Consider the following 18,135-nt stretch of genomic DNA (forward strand, 5'->3'; position numbering starts at 1 on the left):
GACCTGAAAGCTCTCTTATGCTTATATATTTTATAACAAGAAGACAGATTATGTTTGATGGAAAGACAGGTCAGGACGGCACTTGCTCTCTTTCTTATTGTCGCACTGAGTGCAGTCATTATTTATGCTATTTTTCCTTACGTAGACTATCTTTTTGGAGGCTTTATTCTTTTTATTACCTTCAAGCCTCTATACCGTTTTTTACTCAAAAAAACCCGGCTTAACAGGCAGGTCTCGGCGCTTCTGGTTATAATTATTTCCATATTTCTTGTACTGATCCCTCTTTTTTTTCTCCTGAGCATGGTTATTATTGAGATCCAGCAGATTTTATTGAATCAGGAAGCTATTATGGCGACTATTGAAGTCGGAGACCGTTTTTTTAACAATTTCTTTTCAAGGTTTGGAATCTCTGAAAACATCTTCCAGATCAATTTTGAAGAAAGGGTAATGGACCTTGCCACTCAAATCATCAATTTCCTGAGTTTGCTCGTGGTCGGTTCAATTCAGAGCATCAGCCACCGGGCAATTGGTTTGCTTATAATGTATTTCCTGTTTTATTACCTTTTAACAGGAGAGGAATCGGATTTTATGCAAAACCTTTTTCTGGCAATTCCTTTCAATACAAAGAACACTGTTATCCTTCTCAATGAGTTCAGGAACATTGTCCGTACAACTCTTATCGCCAGCGGCGCTATTGCCGTAATTGAAGGCGGAATTCTGATCGTTTCCTTTCTTATTTTTGGAGTCCAGGGAGCTTTTCTCTGGGGGTCTATTGCAGCAGTCCTGTCTTTTCTGCCTGTTGTCGGAACACCCATTATCTGGATCCCGGCAGTAATTATTCAATTTCTCCAGCAGGACTATGTTGCAGCAGCAGGTATCCTCATAACAGGAATTTTTCTGAGCGTATCAGACTCCAGTTTTTTTAGGCCTGTAATCCAGAAAAAAGTAGGGAAAATTCATCCTTTTCAGTCTTTGCTTGGGATCTTCATAGGAATCCCGCTTTTCGGGCTTGTAGGAATTATCATCGGTCCCCTCTTACTGGCTTATTTTTACCTCACTGTAAAAATGTTTTCTGAAGAATACCTTTCTGATAAGGAATAAAATATACTGCGGTGTAAGCTGAAACCACCACATGGAAAGCTGGTAGAAGTTGTTATATTTGCGGAAATTTAAAAATAGTTTTTTCGGGTCAAAAAAAACATTGTCTCACGCCAGACTACAGTTCTTGGCACACTTCCTAGCACACTTCCCTTAATTTGTTTTTATCCCACGTATTCTACAGTCTTTTTCACGGGGCGGAAAAGCCGCATGAAATCATGCACGTCCTCAGGGAAGTCCGTATTAACTGAAAGCCCGAGTTCTTTTGCTTCTCTGGCTGAGAGAGGAGTGCTGTGTATCATTTCCCCGCTGACCAGTTTTTCGACAACCTCTTCAAGCCTGTCTTCTTTTCCGTCAGGCTGAATCTTACCTTCAAGGAGCTCTTTTGCAACGTTTCGTGTGAGCCTGAGGGCTTTTCTCGATATATCGCTCATAACAAGAGTAGAATCATCAGCGTCTTCTTTTTTAGTTTCTGCGGCATGGATCCAGGAAGGCGCCGGAAAGACTCCCCTTATGGGATCTCCAACCTGGGGGTCTATTGGCCCTATGACGGCATCTTTATCCATTACTATTTCGTCTGCTGCAAGGGCAATAATCGTACCCCCTGACATAGAATAATGAGGGATGAGCACACGGGTCTTTTTTGGGTGGTTCTTCAGGGCGCGGGCAATCTGGATGCTGGCGTGAAGCTGCCCTCCGGGGGTATGAAGGATCAGCTCAAGCGGATAGTCCCTGTATTTCCTTATCCAGCGCAGGACCTGCTCGGCGTCTTCTTCATCTATGGACTGATAGGCGGGAAGCCCGAATAAGGATATCATCTCCCGCCTGTGTATCATTGTAAGTACCTTATATCCGTGGTGTTTTTCCATGGCTTTCATTTTTGCCATACGCTGCATACGGATTTTTTTGAGTTGAGACTGCGGGTATATTATAGCATAAAGAAAGAAAAAAGCAAACAGAAGAAAAGTCAGATCCCAGACATCAAATGTTATACCGTCAATTAGAACCAGAAAATCCCCCTCAATTTTCCATTAAGAACTATCTGGGCTTCCAGTACAGATTTCTAAAGCACAGATTATTATATTCTGTTTTGATTTATTCTGTCTTAATTTATTTTAGTTTGTCTTATTTTAATTTATCGTGTTTTAATTTATCGTGTTTTAATTTATCGTGTTTTAGTTTATCCGCTCTTAATTTATCGTGTTTTAATTTATCCTGTTCAATTTATCCGCTCTTAATTTGTCCTGAATCTATTAATTTCTACTCTTAAAATTCCAGCTCCTTAAGTTCAGCTCCTCCAGCTCCTTTCCATCTTCTCATACAGGCCGAGCAGGTTGTTCCTCGTAATTTTGAAATACGGATGCTCAGGCCCGTACTCTTTTTCAATTATGTCAAGGGCTTTTTCGTAAAGATCGATTGCAGTTTCATATTCTCCCATACTTTCATGCAGGCCTGCGAGGTTGTTCAGGGTTGTGCCCACATCCGGGTGCGATGGTCCAAGTGTGAACTCATAGATTTTTAGAGCGCGGGTGTAGAGGGGAAGCGCTTTTTTATGCTTTCCCATGATCCTGTACAGTTCGCCAAGGTTGTTCAGGGTCTTGGCAACTTCGGGATTATCCAGGCCAAGGATGCGCTCCCGGATTTCAAGAGCTCTGGTATAAAGTTCAAGGGCTCTTTCGTTCCTCCCTTTCTGGACATAGACCCCTGCAAGGTTGTTCAGGGTTGTTGCAAAGCCTGTATGCTCGGTTTTTCCCAGGTTTTCCATGATTTCAAGGGAGCGTGTGTAGAGGATAAGGGCTTTTTCATACTTTGTCGTCTGGAAATAAAGAAGAGCAAGGTTGTTCAGGGTCTGGGCTATCTGAGGGTGTTCTTTTCCGTATACCTTTTCCTGGAGTTTGAGTGCCTGCCCGTAAATTTCCTCGGCTTTCTCAAGTTTTCCCGTTTCCGAGAGAAGGACACCGAGATTGTTCAGTGTGCCGGCAGTATAAGCCAGGACCTTCCTGTTCTCCGGCTCCCTTTCTGCCAGCGTCCCAAGTAGTTCAAGGGACCGGGAAAAAAATTCTTCTGCTTTTTCCGGTTTTTCAATCAGCTTATAATAAAAAGCTGTCCTGTTAAGGGTCCTGATGGCTCCAAGGTTCTCAGGGCTCAGGAACCTTTCCTGAATTTCGAGGGCTTTTGTGTAATATGAAAGAGCTTCTTCCAGCCTATCCATAACAGAGCAGAGGATTCCAAGTTCGCTGAGAGTATCCGCGGTCTCGGGATGGTCAGAGCCAGGAATTTTTTCACGGATGCTGAGTGCTCTTAAATACAGCTTCAGGGAGTCTTCATGTTTCCCCATGTAACGATAGACTCCTGCAAGCCCGCTCAGTACAGCTGCAGTTCCTGAAGATTCAGGTCCGAGTTCTCTTTCTGCGGTGTCAAGCAGTTCTTCATATATGGGTAAAAGGATTTTCCAGTTTGCTGACCTGTAGAAGGGTTCGGCAGCAACTGTAAACCATTTTATTACTTCCTCAGGCCCCAGAAACTCTTTTGCATGCGTGAATGCTTCCTGTAAAACAATTTCGTCCTCAGGTGTAAGCAGTTCCGGGTCCAGGTTCTTTAACCTTTCCTCATACCTTTCAAACAGAACCCTGTGGTTTTCAATGCCGTTTTTAGCAGAAATTTCCTCTTTTTCAGAATCTTTCTCTGGATTAACCGTAATTTGCACCTCCTGAATGAAAAGCAGAATAATTAAGGTCTTTAGTGGATATTCTAACTGTAAATATCCGGATTGATCCTATATTAAGGGTATTATAGGATCTATTGAAGTATTAAAGTTGCATCGGAATATTATAGCTACAAAGTTACATCAGGGTATAACAGTTAAAGTTATATTGGGGTATTATAGTTATAAAATTATATAAAAGTATTATACAGCTACTTTTCTTCCTTTTAATCTCTCTTTGTTTCTGTACCTGTATTTCTGTACCTGTATTTTTGCTCCTGTATTATCCTGATATTTTCGGACCTTATAATTGATTTAATGTTTCATTTGCTTCTCATTCTTATATTTCAGACCTGCCTGTAGATTTTCTTCCGGGTCAATTTTCCTTCATTCTCTGGATATTCTCCGGATATTCTCCAGCTATTTACCCGCTATTTACCAGCTATTATCCTGTTTTTTGAGAAACATCGTTTTTCTTATTAAGAAAATAAATTCTATTTACCTGCTGATCTGGCTTTTTCTTGTCAATAGACAAAGTTTTTATATGTATGTAATACAATTACTGTTTAACTTTTAAAAATTAATACATTTTACCATATCTGGGGAAATTAAATAATATGTTTAACTTGCCGGCTGGTAAGTTTTTTGAATTTGGGGAAAACGACAGGGTACTTGATTAATTGTCTAAGGGGTCTGCCAAAAATACTTTTTATTTTTAGCTCTGGCGCTTTAAGGGACTTATGACCTTTATACGGTCTGGTAGCAGCATCTCCAGGAGATAACAGTCCAGACTTTGGAAGAAGTCCGTTAACCAGAGGCATCTGTATCTTGTCAGATCCCTTAGAATATATGAGGGGTCATGTAATGAAAAATATACTCGTGGTTGAGGACAGCGCTATAATTATGGAACTCATCAGATTCCTTCTTACTACTTTTGGGTATGAGAGTAAGGAAGCCAGGGATGGATTTGAAGCTCTCAAAATTGTTAAAGAAAACAGGTTCGACCTTATACTTCTTGACATACAGCTTCCGGGACTTGACGGGCTTGAAGTCCTTAAAGAAATCAAAAACCTCCCGGAAGTCTGCAGGACTCCTGTAATTGCTCTTACAGCTCATGCCATGCAGGGTGACGAGGACAGGTTCTTAAAAGCAGGGTGCAACGGCTATATCTCAAAGCCTATTGAGATTGAAAGGCTCAAATCAATGTTAGATTCATGCATTGGCGGGCATCCGGTACTATAAGGAATTTAAAAGGGGTCTTTTAAGGGGATGAGTGGATGGAAAATATTTTAAAGCCACCGTTCACAAAAAAATCTAATGAACTGATAATTATTCTGGTTCTGGGATTTATATTCACAGTTGCGGCTTCCAGTTATAACCTTTTTGAATCCATTGTAATATTTATTGAATCCTGCGATAGCGAAGGTCTGGGGCTTATGCTTGTTCTTTCAGTGTATGTCTCCTTCGGAATGGGAATTTTTTCCCTCCGTAGGTGGACGGAACTCGAAAACACCCTTGTACTTTACAGGGAAGCAGAATGTGATCTTGAAGAAAAAGACAGAATGTACAGGACTCTTTTTGAACAGTCCAGCGATGCTGTTATTATTTCGGACGGAAAAAAAGTCCTGGATATTAATAAAAAAGGCTGCGAAATTTTCGGTTTCGGACAGAAACGCCCTTTTAATGTCTCTCTGATGTCTTTTATTCAGGCGGAGTACCTTCCTGAACTTCAGCAGGCATTTAAAGAGACTTTCAGACAGGGTTCATCTAATTTTGAAATGAGATATCAGAAACCAGAAGGGGAAATTGTTGATATTAAGGTCAACCTGTCACTTATTGATCGAAAGGATAATATTGTTCAGTTGGTAGCCCAGGACATCACCTTCAGTAAAAACATGGAAAGATCCGAGCAGGAAAACCGGGAAAGGCTCAAAGCCATTCTTGACAATACCCTGTGTGGTATCCTTCTGATCGAATCTTCTTCCCGAAAAATTATTAATGCTAATCCTATAGCATTGAAAACTGCAGGCTATTCCGAAAAAGAACTCATAGGCATGACCTGTTACCGGTTAATCGGCCAGCACGGGGAAGAGAACTGTGCTGCACTTTCTCTGGACCAGGCCGGAGACCTTTCTGAAAGTATACTTCTTACAGCTACAGGAAAGACTTTACCTATCCTCAGAAGCGTTGTGCCCGTCTCAATAGGGGGAACGGGTTATTTTGTCGAAAGCTTCATAGATCTCTCGGACCGGAAACAGGCTGAGGAAGAACTCCTGCAGGCAAAAATTGCAGCTGAAAGCGCAAACCGTTCAATGAGCGAATTCCTTGCGACCATGAGTCATGAACTGCGAACCCCCCTTACTGCTATAATCGGTTTTTCTGAGCTCATGCTCGGAGGGTCAACAGGAGAGTTTGACGAACTCAATAAAAAGTTTCTCGGAAATATCTCCACCAGTGGAAAACATCTCCTTTCGCTCATAAACAGTATTCTGGATCTTTCCAAGATAGAAGCCGGTAAAATGGAACTTCAGCCTGATTATTTCTCCCTTCAGGATATTTTTTCCAATACTAAAAATATCCTCTCCCCTCTCGCTCTTAAGAAAAACATCTCAATGGACTTTAATGTGGAGCCGGGTTTCTTTGTTTATGCGGACAGGACACGCTTCAAGCAGATCATGTATAACCTGGTAAGCAATGCAGTAAAGTTTACCCAGGAAGGCGGCTCTGTTGAAGTTCTGGGGACAGTATCTGAAAAAGGGGTCAGGGTTTCAGTATCCGATACCGGTATAGGAATTTCTAAAGATGAAATCAAACAGCTCTTCAAGCCCTTTAAGCAGATTGATTCCACACTCAGCCGAAAATACGAAGGGACAGGGCTCGGTCTCGTGCTTTCAAAGAAATTTATAGAGATGCACGGAGGAAGGATATGGGTTGAAAGTGAGCCCGGAAAAGGCTCAACCTTCACTTTTGAGGTCCCTGTTAAGACCCTGAAATCCGGGGAAATATTCCGGGCACATGAAACAGCTGAAACGGCACATAAAACAGCCGAAACAGGTGAAGTAAATGCCATCGAGGGTCCTGTTATAACAGGGAAAGCAATTGAATCCGGGAAACCGGTTGAACCCATAGTTCTAAATGAACTGACCGAATCCGGAGCAGAAATTCCTGTCAAAATACCGAAAATGGAAGACATCACTATTGGTTTCAAATCCTGTGGTTCTGATGTCTCTGCTCCTCTTGTTATGGTTGTTGAAGATGACAGGTTGTCCAGGGAGCTTCTGTTTTTCACATTAAAAGAAGCAGGATATAGGGTAGTCCAGGCTGCGACCGGAAAAGAAGCTCTCTCCCTTGCCCAGAAATTAAAGCCTTTTGTAATCACTCTGGACCTTATGCTTCCGGAAATGAATGGATGGGATGTTCTTGAAAACCTGAAAAAAGACAGCGTGACTTCCGGGATTCCGGTGCTTGTCCTGTCAATAACCGAAAAAAACGACTGCAAGATGCTCTGGGGAGCATTTGACCATCTCGTAAAACCGGTTGAGAAATCAGTCTTGCTTTCAACCCTTGAACGTTTGAAAAAGAAATCACAAAAGGTCTCTCCAAAAATCCTGATCGCAGATGACCAGAAATCCATGCTGGAACTTATATCCTCTATGATTGAATTCGAGGGTTACGTTATCAGCCTGGCACAGGGAGGAAAAGAAGCAATTGATAAAGCATCCACAGAAATTCCCGATGCTATAATTCTTGACCTTAACATGCCGGATGTTTCCGGATTTGAAGTAATAAAAGCCCTCAAGAAAAACCCTCAAACCGTGGACATCCCTGTAATTGTATGCACTTCTAAAGACCTGAGTATGCAGGAAATGAAAATGTTAAACAGCAGCATTTCATTTGTTATGCAAAAAGAGGACTTGAATAAACGAAAGCTTCTTGAGCTGATAAGGAGTCTAGAGCCAGTGAACTGCGGAACATTTGCTTCTCCGGCATATCAGGAAGTTTTCCAATCAGATTCATTCAGGACTGAAGGGTGATAGTCTGAAAGCGATTGTCTGAAAATTAAATATTTAAAATAAATTAGACATTTAAAATAAATTAGACATTTAAAATAAATTAGACATTTAAAATAAATTAAATATTTAAAATAAATTAATTCTTTGATAATATTGATAATATAACTTAATCATCTGAAATAAATTAAACCTTAGACAACAGAAATAAACCGGGAAATTAATCAGAAGAAATAAATCAGGAAATTAACCGGAAGAAATAAACCGGAAAAAAATTGACCTGAAAAACCGGCTGGAAAAAGATTGGTTTAAAATGAAGGAATAAAAACTAAAAATCCTTAAAACCTGATTCCTTATTTTTTGTCCCGATTTCTTTACCAGGCGCCGTTGTTTTTCAGGGTAGCCAGGATATTCGTGAATTCGCTGTTGAACCTGCATTCACGGAAACTGGCAGATTCCAGAATGTTTTTCTTTATTTCCTGAAGCCCTATCAGGAGGTTAATGTCATCGCTGTATTCGAATTCTTCTCCAGACGCTGTGATGTTTTCTGCAAGGATTTCAAGAAACTTCGGATCAAGGTCATTCGTGATGTAAGTGTCCAGGATCAGAAGATCTGCAATTCTTCTGTAGAAGTCTATCAGTTTCTGGTAGCCGGGTATGGAGTAGTCCCTTGCAGTCTGCTTCTGCCGGTTAAGGTAAATCAGGTACCTGCAGATTGTGCTTATAAGGGTCTCAGTGATCTGTTTTTTAGGGAACTCTATCGGGAACCTTTTGAGCATCCTGGAATTCAGCTGGTTCTTGCTCTGCATATTTTCACGGTTCCATATCTCAGGAAGAGCTCTTGCTATTGAAGAGTTAAGCACAGCTGTGATGTAATGATAGAGCGTTGGGTCTCCAAGTACAACTCCTATTCCTTCTGAAAACACATGTTTTCCTTCAACATCATATGAAGCACGGAGACGGTAGTTGCTGGTGACAATTATTTTTGGTGTTTTTATATACTGCAGGAAACTTTCATCTTCCAGGCGGTAGCAGTCGGCAGAATCAAGGTTCTGTTTTCCGGTTTCGGAGTTCTGTTTTGCTTCCATCAGCTGATTATAAGCTATGGGAAACTTGGTTTTCAATTCCTCAGGCTGAATGATTCTGTATTCTTTCCTGATATTGTAGTCCAGTATCTCATAGGGCAGCATAAACCGGTACTGCTCGGATGGAATGGCGAATTCGCCGGAAGCTGAGCCATCCATGTAAGGGTACATAAGTTCCTGTTCTATGCTCACCTGTTCTACACTTATATTTGTTTGAGGGTTTCTGCAGCCGCTGGTCGCATCTATGCAATGTTCTTTTGAAAGGTCTGTTTTATACACCAGGTCATTTGCTGGGGGTACGCCTTCAAAGATATCTATAGAGATATCTTCGAGCGTTCTGGGTATTTTGCTCAGCCTTTCGACAATATCGTCTTTACTCCAGAACATATATTTCACTTCTTTTTTATATATAGGGAGTTCCGGGCAAATATCTTATTGTCATCAGTTACAATGCCAGAAAAATTTGACTCTTATTTTGAGACATTTAACTTTTGACTATGGGGGATATCCGGATCAAATCTAAAATATACCTCTTTATATAATAATTTATTCATAATATGAGCTAACGATTGAGCTACTAAAACAGGTTAACACAAAAACAAATCATAACAAGAGACATTATTCATAATAGTTTTTCTATACTTTAAAGGGAATTTTTTGAAAACAAAGGAAGATCTTAAGGGTTTACAAATCAGAAAAGGCTTTTAATGCTTTCCTTGCATTTTCAAGCATCTTATGGTTATTATTGAAATAAATATAGACTTTTTCACGTTCCAATTCCGTTATTTTCCTTATGGTTTCTTTTATTTCTCCCCGAGGATAGTTATAGCTGTACCAGTTTTCTCTTCCGTGCATCCTCATATAAACTGTTTTTCCGGGAAATATGCGGTTAATGTAATCGGGAGAGTCCACGGATACAAGGGTAACCCTGTTCAGAAACCTTCCGCAGAGCTCATCATTCCCGAGAAGCTCCCTATTCCTTATTTCCAGAGCAAACCTTTCGCCAAGCCCAGTTTTTTCTGCAAATTTGAGGGCTCTTTCAATCTCCTCGAACCTGGGAGGCGCCTGGAAAAGATAGAAATCAATTAAGTGGTCCATAGGTTTGAACAGTCCTCTAAAGTTCTCCCATATTTCAAGTGCACTCTCACTGAACTGGCGCCAGTGGGTTATGGACCTGTGTACTTTTACACTCCATCTGAGACCCTTGCCTTTTTCGCCCCAGTTTTTTATGTTGCCTGGAAAAGGAAACCTGTAAAAACTTGCATTGAGCTCTACAGAATTAAGACCTGAGTTCTCCACGAACCAGTCTAGGTTTTTCTTTTTATTCCACTCATAATACCAGCCGCTTGTGCCTACAAAAGCATCCATATAATCCCCTGCAGATATCTGGGCTGCTCACAGATGTATTTTTGGTTCAATTTTCCGGTAAAGCACGGAAGCCTTTACTTATACTGGATCCGGACGCCATATTCAGGTAACATTATATTCAGGTGACATAGAAGAGGTTCAAAACTCCATGGCATGTGCAGGTGGTAGCTATGAAAAAAGCCCTGTCCTCGATTTTTTCGGGTTTTTTTTCGTTTCCCCCGCACTGAATATTGCCCAAAAATTCCAGGATTTCCAGGATATTTTGCCTGAATTCCGCTCCTTTCAGCCCTCCGGTTCCGGGCTTCATCTGGTGGCTCTCAAAGACCCATCCCGGAACGCTATGAACAAGTTCCCGGGTGTATTCGGTAATGGTTCTGGGTTTTTTCCTCCCGAAAGCAGGACACCTGTCTCTCGGTCCAGGGCAGCCGTCAGGACAGATCTCTCCTTCCCTGGCATATGACAGAAATAACATGCCGTGTTCGGGGTAACTGCCTGCGATTACATCTTCGGGAAACACTGATTCAATATTATTGAAGTAACTCATAAGTCCCGGATCTTCAGGCTTGATAAACAGCTCACTTACAGGGCTTTTTTCCCCTGAAAAGCCTTCTTCGGGGCTGGATATTTCAGCAAGGTTTTCTTTATTTCTTTCGCCTTTGCATGCATCAAGTATCGGGAACTTCAGGAGATCTGCAAGCATATATGCAGCTGCATGAAAGGGAATTGCAGGAATAATATATTCGGGAATGCCTGAGCTGAAGAGGAAAGGAACTCTGTGAATGTCCATTTTATAGAAGTATGCCTCTGATTTCCCGGTTTCCGGTATATCATTTTCTCCTTCGCTTCCCTTCCCTGACCGTGAACCATTTCCGGTTTTCTTAAGGGAAGCTTCTGTTTTTTTCCTCAAAAGGCTTAAAAGCTCGCTTTCGGTCTCAAGGACCTGAGCCTCTTTTGAAGCCGACGCATTTTCGTCGCTGTCGATGACAAGCACAAAAGGAAAATTGTTTTTTCGGGCATACTGAAGAAAATCAGTGCCGATTTTTCCACCACCAAGGACCAGATAATAATTTTTTATCACCGGCAGTTTCTGGAATGTCTCAATTTTTTCATCCACAGGAAATTTTTTGCAGCCCGGAATTGACATGAATACCACCAGATAGTTTTCAAAATCTTAAATGTGTTATAAGTCAGAGATCTGTGTCTTTAATAATGATTACCCTAATTGGTTATAAATTGTTTACTTTAGCATGAAAGTGCTTCCAGATACTTTCATTTTTTGGGCATTTTATTCCAAGAATATCATGAGCGTTTTTATATAGATCCTTTCATCCTTTCCTGAAGAGTCTTGCATCCCCTCATGTAAGAGCCGTAAGAAATGTAAGAGTCGTGGGTGATTTTATTTCTATGTGAACTTATTTTTGTGAACTTGTTTTTGTTACACTCCATCATCAATTTCTATCTGTATATTAAATGTTTTTGATTATCTATTATGTTATATTGAATCTGTATATCGATTCTCCAGTTTAATAAATATATCTTAAAATAATCTATTTTTCGTATATATTTTTAATATGTGCCTATGACCATATTTAGCCTTAATTTGCAAAACTAGTTAACTTTTCAAACCAGAAAGTGCCAAAAACACATACTCGTACATTATGAATATATTTGACATTTGTTATGAAATATTTGCAATGTTAGCCGGAATTTTCAGTCGAACTTCCGTTTTTTAGCCAGTTATTTCTGTGTAAAATATCCTTTTAGCCTTTAAATATCCCGAAGGATCCCTTAAATTTTCTGGCATTTCTTCGGCAAACCAGTTGCCTCCGAGATACTTCCTGTGAACAGCAATGGGCTCATTTTCCCATACTTCAAAATGGAGCATACTCGGGTTTTTATTCTTCAGCCTCTGGATATAAAGCGGGCAGGAATTATCTATTCTTGCGGAGTTCAGCACCATTCCCACACGCCCGATCAAACTCCCTGGCTCGACTTCGTCTCCTTTTTTCATGGTAAAGCCTGCAAGCTCACCGTATTTGCAGAAAAGCCCCTTTTCGTGTTCAATTATAACATAATGTGTAGGGTTCCAGTAAGGCAGGATCTCAGGCGAGGTCATCAGACCGGTTTCTGCGACAATTCCGCCTTCAACCGAAAACACCTCTGTATTCACGGGGGCATAAAGGTCAATTCCGCAGTGGTATCTGTCTCCCCTGTCTTCCCAGAAAGATCCGGGTTCTCTTTTTTGCGGAATTCTTCCGGAAACAATTTTTTCCAGAATTATTTCTTCCGATGCCGTTTCTTCTGTAAGCTTTGTATTTAGGGACCATTGTTTCATGGGTTTTCAGTAGACTGCGAAGTTGAAAAGCTTTTCTTTGCAGCAGAGATTCCAGCATACACTTTTTTTAGAATGGTTTGTAGCCAGAAATTTCATTGACCAGAATTAGAAATTTCCTTAAATTCTCCAAAAAAAACGACTTTATAAATCTTATCTTTAGTCCTTAATATTATTGTAAATAGCCGGTCATTTTATTAACCCGGGCCGGTGTACCGGGAACCATTACTTTCTAAAGGAAAAATCCTTATCGTTATTTTTTTATACCTTTAACGCCATACTATAAATTGATCCATAAGGTCAGTCCCAGATCTATGAAGAAGACGTACAAAGAAAGTATGTAACTTAAATAGGTAATGACTTGACTAAGTAGTAACTTAAATAGGTAATGACTTGACTAAGTAGTAACTTAAATAGGTAATGACTTGACTAAGTAGTAACTTAAATAAGCATAACTTTACCGAGTAAAGAACTACATTAAATTGTGGATCGGGCCTTATGGGTCACAATACCCATTTAATATCTCTTTTCTATCTATTTTAATTTCGAATTTTGCTTCCATATTTTAATTCTAAACCGATTATATCTTCTCTTAGCTCCGGGTTTTTCGATTTTAATCGAATTGACGCTTCAGTTTCGGTGTTCAAAACCTGGAACTTATCAAATCTGCAGCCGGTTTTTTTCTGCGCAGGCATAAAATCGGAAGAAACTGTGTAAGAAAAAGGGTTATGTATTTGAAATCACAATCTTAGTTTATGGGACGGCTGGTAGAAGCTGTGGTTAACATTTCACTGCTGATTTTTGCAATAGTGTTTGTTAAGTTATGCCTCAGCATAATGCCTGAGATTACAATATATCCGTAGTCTCTGATACTTATGAAAATCAGCATGTGTTGAGCTCGAGGCTTTCTTCAGCCAGCAGGCTGGATTTGATTCCCATATGTCCGGAGAGGCTCTATAGTTTGAATTTACTGCCGAGTTTCAATGTAGTAATTGAGTTAAGTGTCGGGTTTTATTTTTGTTTTTTCTCTGGACATACTTCTTCTCTAAATTTTATCCTGAATTCAGTCCCTTCTCCTTTTTTAAGTTCTATACTGCCTCCAATCTGGTCTACCAGGATATTTACGAGTTGAAGCCCGAGAGACGAGGTGTTCCTGAAATCGATATTTTCGGGAAGGCCTGTTCCGTTATCGGAGACAATCAGCAGGAACTCGGAGACAGCGCATGTGTCCTGGTCTTTGCAGCTCCTGTTTTCACCGTTATGCAGCCTGTGAAGCCTGATATTAACTTCTCCGCCTCCTCCACCGGGAAAAGCATGTTTTAAAGAGTTGGATACAAGTTCGTTAATAATAATCCCCAGGGGGATTCCTGTATCCATTCCGAGAAACACATTTTCCATGTCCAGCTTTAAGTGAAGGTCTTTGTTTCCCACCACGTACGAACGAAAAAGCTCATTTGCAAGTTTCTGGATATATGCCTTAAAATCAAAACTTTCCACATCTCCGGTTTCTCCTGTTCTGTAAAGTTCTTCGTGGATAAGGGACATTGATATTACACGGTTCTGGCTGTCGTGGAAAGATTCTTTTACTTTTTTATCACTGAAATTTTCTGCCTGGAGGCTGAGAAGGGACGAGATGACCTGAAGATTATTTTTTATCCTGTGATGGATTTCTTTTTTTCTTATCTCCTCGGTTTTCAAAAGAGCTTTTTCTGCTTTTTTTCGTTCTGTGATATCAAGCATTACGCCTACGATCCCTATCACTTCGCCTGCCAGGTTGCTGTATGTGGCTTTATAGACAAGGAAATCTCTTAATTGTCCGTCTATTGCACATTTTATTTTCAATTCATTAGGCAGGCTTTTTCCTTCTTTCAACAGTATTTTATCATTGTATTCTGTTTCACGCAGAGTTTCTTCAGAGAATTGTTCCCTGAATTCCTGCATTGAATGCCCTATTATCTCTGTTTTTGGGAGGTTGAGAATTTTCCTGGAAAACTTATCATTGCAGCCCTGATAGATGCCTTCAAGGTTCCTGTAAAATACAGGAGAGGGTATCGCGTCAAGGAGTGTCTTAAGGAAATAAACACTGTTTTCAAGGTCCTTTTCTACTTTTTTACGCCTGGAAATTTCCATAGATAACTGCTCATTTGCTCTGGTAAGTTCTATGGTCCTCTCTTTAACGATCTCCTCCAATTTTTCTTTATACTGATGCAACTCTTCTTCCGCATACCTGCGTTCGATTACCTCTGCAATTATGAATGCAACAGAATTTAAAAAGAAAGTTTCATCTGCAGTAAACTTTCTTTTTTTTGCGGAATGGGCTCCCAGTACTCCAAAGGGCTTCTCCACATCTCCTATAATAACGCTCATTCCACTTGCAATATTATGCTCTCGCAGAATTTCCGGGGCTTCAAAACGGTTTTCTTCTGCAAAATTTTTTACGATAACGGGCACTTTTGAAAAAATAGTGTACCCTGCCTGGGACCATTTGCCCCCTTTCACAAAAGCAAAGCCTACATACCCGGGTTTCCATCCTGTGCCCGCTATAACCAGGAAATTTCCATCCGGCTTGAGTTCAAGGATTTTGCAGAATTCAAGGTCCAGAGTCTTTGCAATCAGTTTCACGCTTTCATCCAGAAAAGCCTGCAGACTTTCACATTTAAGGGCAATCCTTCCCAGAGTATAGAGAGCATCATACTGCTTTTCCTTGATACGCAGTTTTTGTTCCAGCTTCTTCTGTCCGGTTATCTCAAACCCGTAGATGTTTGCATAGTCCTCTCCAGGCACGGGATAAAAGGTTACGAGATAGACTTTTTTTCCTGCTCTAACTTCTATTTTTTCATGAGAAGTACCCTTGACAACTTTTTTAACGAGATTCTCTATCGAAGGAGGCAGTTTTTCTCCCATTCCAGTATCCCATTTTTTTAACAGGGCTTCGCTTGCGTTATTTGAATAAATAATTTTTCCATCAGCTCCTGCCCTGAGCACAGGATTTGGGTTCTGATATGCCAGCTGTTCCATTTTTCTCCTTTCCCCGAGATATCCGTTTAACACCCTTGACCTGAAAGTAAACATTTAATGGTATAAAATTTGCTACCGTTAGTGATCGGAAAAGTAACCCGCTAAGCGGTGATAAACTTATGCGGGAGGTCCAAAGCAAAGGTTTTCGTAGTTATTTCCTGTCTGTTTTCGTAGTTATTTCCTGTCTTTTTTATTATCACTCCATGTATAGATTTATTTGAATAAATTATTTCCTCCGGGTATTCTGGATGTTTTTTCTGTCAGATATCTCTTACTGAGCACAAAAGTTATATAAGTTTACCTGATAAATATTTAATGTGAGTTATTCATATTGCTCAAATTGTCAAACTCCCCTATTTCGCTTTCTATATAGATATGCATGGAATATAGTAAATATTTAGGATATCTATTTATATGTGGTGCATAGACTATATTATGTCGAAGAGAAACAGAAACCGAGACTGAACTAAAATAACTATAAATTAAAAACAAAGAAGGTGATAAAAATGGAAAAACTTAGAAATATAATTATCAAGAATGTGGAAACGTTCAACAGGGCATTTCCAGACAGGTTCTGCCATAGCCCAGACGTGATCTCAGCAATCTCATACGACTATAAGTTCACTTACGGACAGGTCGAAAACGAGATCGAGAAGATGGTCCACGAGGGCGTTCTTGATGCAGAACTTTCCGACTGGTACGGAATAAAGCTCCTGTAAGGACAAAACGCAAGAAAACACAGACCAGCGCATGACGAAATCTGGATCAGATCAGGTATTTGACTGCTGAACAGGGCATAATTGTCCGGGAAAAATCTGATCACTGAACCAAGTATTTAATTCGGATAAGAAACATTATACAGCGGGAACTTCAGTCGGAGTTTCTTAAGTAGCCAGTTCTTATTCCCTTAAACATTTTAATTGATGCGAATTTTCAGGTTATAATGCCATAATTTTTCAGAGCTATAATTCTTCAGAGCTATATTTCTTCAGATATTTTCAGTTTTCAGAGGCAAATTTTCAGGTCCTGAAATCCAGTTCTGGCTGCTTCATGTTCAGGTAATATTCAGGAGAGGGCATCTGGAATAAAAAATCTTCTTTTGATAGTATCTCTTTGCATGTTCTACGAGAAGGGCATGATATTCCTGATATATGGCCAGGTCTTCCGGCAGATTCTCCTCAAACAATGCCTTGATTTCTGAATATTTTGCTTTCTCGTCAGCCAGGCCAAGGTTACTCATTATTCTCCTGGTATACGCGTCAACTACAAACGAAGGTTGTTTAAAAGCGTAGAGCAGTATCGAATCCGCGGTCTCGGGTCCCACGCCTTTTAATGAAAGCAGTTCATTCCTCTCAGGATTTTTGCCTTCAAGTCTCAGAAACCATTCTGCAAGGATTTTCAGGCGTAAGGCTTTCTGGTTATAATAACCTGAAGGTTTTATGGCTTCTTTTAAGGTTTCAGGTTTAAGAGCGAGGATTTTTTCCGGGGAAAGTGAGTCCATAAGTTTCAGATTTATCAGGGCTCTTTCGACCTGAAGCCAGCTGGTATTCTGGGTGAGCAGGGCTCCACATACAATTTCAAACTTCTGGCTGTCTGATTGCGGATAGGTATAATCTCCCGGATGATATCCCTGCACAGAACCTGTTTTTGTGGGATTTGTTCCAATGCTGCCATGGAGTTCTGTTAAAGGCCACCAGCCCTGAGGACCGTATGAATCAAATAGAAAGTTGTAGATCTTCAGGATAACAGGGCCGGCGCCGTTTTTTTCAGCATTGGGGTTCTGAACTTTTTTTCTAAGCAAATTTTTCATTATAACATATTATGCCAGGGGAATCGTTTAAAAATATTATGCTTTGAAGTTCAGCTCAATTAACCTGGAATTTCCGTCCTTATTATGAAGCAGGGATAAGAGAAAAAATGTATTTCTCATTCTGCCTGAAGGGGCAAATGAGAAAATAACGGCTCAATATTACCTGAAGGGTTGTTTCTTCAGGGTCAATTCTGCACCGGGTCAAGCATGGCGCTCAGGCCTGTCTTTGAAGGCTGGGTCTCTTCCTTTAAGGAAACCTGATAATTTGAGGACCTCGACGCCGGAGAGTACTGGACTGCAAGCACTCTTATTACTCCCAGCACAAGCAGCAGTACAGCAAGGCTCAGGACATACTCGTATCCGAATTTCTGGGCGTAAAGGCCAACTGCAATTTCACGCAGGACTATCAGGATGGTGGCATCCGTAATATCAGTAAGCTTGATCCTGTCATGTTCATGATAATCAACAAAGGCTTTGAAAAGGTCAATAACAATAAAAACTGTCAGTACGCTTGTTACCATGTGATTGAATCCGCTTTCTAGAGACTCAAAGACAATAAAGCGAATCTCAAGCAGGGTTTTTGCCATTCCCACAATCAATGCAAGCAGCAGTACATAAAGGATGATTGTGGTAATCGCATCAGTAACCTGCTTAAATAATTTTAGACTATCCATTTTTTATCCTCTCCATATAAAACACTAACTAAACAT

Annotated in this window: 14 protein-coding genes; 4 read left to right on the forward strand and 10 right to left on the reverse strand. The window is 40.4% G+C overall.

The window, feature by feature from the left end; genetic code table 11:
• Positions 1 to 57: 57 nt before the first annotated feature.
• Entirely contained in the window at positions 58 to 1,101 is a 1,044-nt protein-coding gene (locus M886_RS13075; RefSeq protein WP_048036436.1) for an AI-2E family transporter, read from the forward strand.
• A gap of 161 nt (positions 1,102 to 1,262) precedes the next feature.
• Here M886_RS13075 and M886_RS13080 read toward each other — a convergent pair whose 3' ends face one another.
• Together M886_RS13080 and M886_RS13085 are read right to left on the reverse strand one after the other, a co-directional pair.
• Complete coding sequence (locus tag M886_RS13080) at positions 1,263 to 2,123, reverse strand: SDH family Clp fold serine proteinase (protein WP_324291894.1); 861 nt, start codon at positions 2,121 to 2,123, stop codon at positions 1,263 to 1,265.
• A gap of 263 nt (positions 2,124 to 2,386) precedes the next feature.
• Positions 2,387 to 3,805, reverse strand: coding sequence for a tetratricopeptide repeat protein (locus tag M886_RS13085; RefSeq protein WP_084685091.1), 1,419 nt, complete (start codon positions 3,803 to 3,805; stop codon positions 2,387 to 2,389).
• A gap of 861 nt (positions 3,806 to 4,666) precedes the next feature.
• Between M886_RS13085 and M886_RS13095 the strand changes: the two genes are divergently transcribed.
• Both M886_RS13095 and M886_RS13100 read left to right on the forward strand, forming a co-directional pair.
• Positions 4,667 to 5,044, forward strand: coding sequence for a response regulator (locus M886_RS13095; protein WP_048040288.1), 378 nt, complete (start codon positions 4,667 to 4,669; stop codon positions 5,042 to 5,044).
• 35 nt (positions 5,045 to 5,079) lie between these two features.
• Positions 5,080 to 7,836, forward strand: a complete 2,757-nt coding sequence (locus tag M886_RS13100) for a hybrid sensor histidine kinase/response regulator (protein ID WP_048051308.1) — start codon at positions 5,080 to 5,082, stop codon at positions 7,834 to 7,836.
• A gap of 350 nt (positions 7,837 to 8,186) precedes the next feature.
• Here M886_RS13100 and M886_RS13105 read toward each other — a convergent pair whose 3' ends face one another.
• The 6 genes from M886_RS13105 to M886_RS13125 form a co-directional block, all read right to left on the reverse strand.
• A complete protein-coding gene (locus M886_RS13105; RefSeq protein WP_048036429.1) occupies positions 8,187 to 9,284 on the reverse strand; it encodes a hypothetical protein in 1,098 nt (365 codons plus the stop codon).
• A 297-nt stretch (positions 9,285 to 9,581) separates the two neighbouring features.
• Positions 9,582 to 10,265, reverse strand: coding sequence for a DUF72 domain-containing protein (locus tag M886_RS13110; RefSeq protein WP_048036428.1), 684 nt, complete (start codon positions 10,263 to 10,265; stop codon positions 9,582 to 9,584).
• Between the two features lie 118 nt (positions 10,266 to 10,383).
• Positions 10,384 to 11,409: a hypothetical protein gene (locus M886_RS13115; protein WP_048051309.1), complete on the reverse strand. Its 1,026-nt coding sequence runs from the start codon at positions 11,407 to 11,409 to the stop codon at positions 10,384 to 10,386.
• A gap of 167 nt (positions 11,410 to 11,576) precedes the next feature.
• Positions 11,577 to 11,711: a hypothetical protein gene (locus M886_RS19365; RefSeq protein ID WP_268745861.1), complete on the reverse strand. Its 135-nt coding sequence runs from the start codon at positions 11,709 to 11,711 to the stop codon at positions 11,577 to 11,579.
• A gap of 283 nt (positions 11,712 to 11,994) precedes the next feature.
• Positions 11,995 to 12,600: a M23 family metallopeptidase gene (locus tag M886_RS13120; protein WP_048036425.1), complete on the reverse strand. Its 606-nt coding sequence runs from the start codon at positions 12,598 to 12,600 to the stop codon at positions 11,995 to 11,997.
• A 1,008-nt stretch (positions 12,601 to 13,608) separates the two neighbouring features.
• A complete protein-coding gene (locus tag M886_RS13125) occupies positions 13,609 to 15,615 on the reverse strand; it encodes a histidine kinase dimerization/phosphoacceptor domain -containing protein (RefSeq protein WP_048036443.1) in 2,007 nt (668 codons plus the stop codon).
• 506 nt (positions 15,616 to 16,121) lie between these two features.
• Here M886_RS13125 and M886_RS13130 point away from each other — a divergent pair.
• Positions 16,122 to 16,334: a hypothetical protein gene (locus tag M886_RS13130; RefSeq protein ID WP_011034794.1), complete on the forward strand. Its 213-nt coding sequence runs from the start codon at positions 16,122 to 16,124 to the stop codon at positions 16,332 to 16,334.
• Positions 16,335 to 16,669: 335 nt separating this feature from the next.
• On the opposite strand, the gene M886_RS13135 is transcribed toward M886_RS13130, so the two are convergent.
• Both M886_RS13135 and M886_RS13140 read right to left on the reverse strand, forming a co-directional pair.
• Positions 16,670 to 17,425: an endonuclease III domain-containing protein gene (locus tag M886_RS13135; RefSeq protein WP_015412882.1), complete on the reverse strand. Its 756-nt coding sequence runs from the start codon at positions 17,423 to 17,425 to the stop codon at positions 16,670 to 16,672.
• A gap of 185 nt (positions 17,426 to 17,610) precedes the next feature.
• Positions 17,611 to 18,099 carry a phosphate-starvation-inducible PsiE family protein gene (locus tag M886_RS13140; RefSeq protein WP_011034796.1) on the reverse strand — a complete coding sequence of 163 codons (489 nt, stop codon included), beginning with the start codon at positions 18,097 to 18,099 and terminating at the stop codon, positions 17,611 to 17,613.
• Positions 18,100 to 18,135: the final 36 nt, after the last annotated feature.

This window comes from Methanosarcina soligelidi (genome assembly GCF_000744315.1).
GTDB lineage: Archaea > Halobacteriota > Methanosarcinia > Methanosarcinales > Methanosarcinaceae > Methanosarcina > Methanosarcina mazei.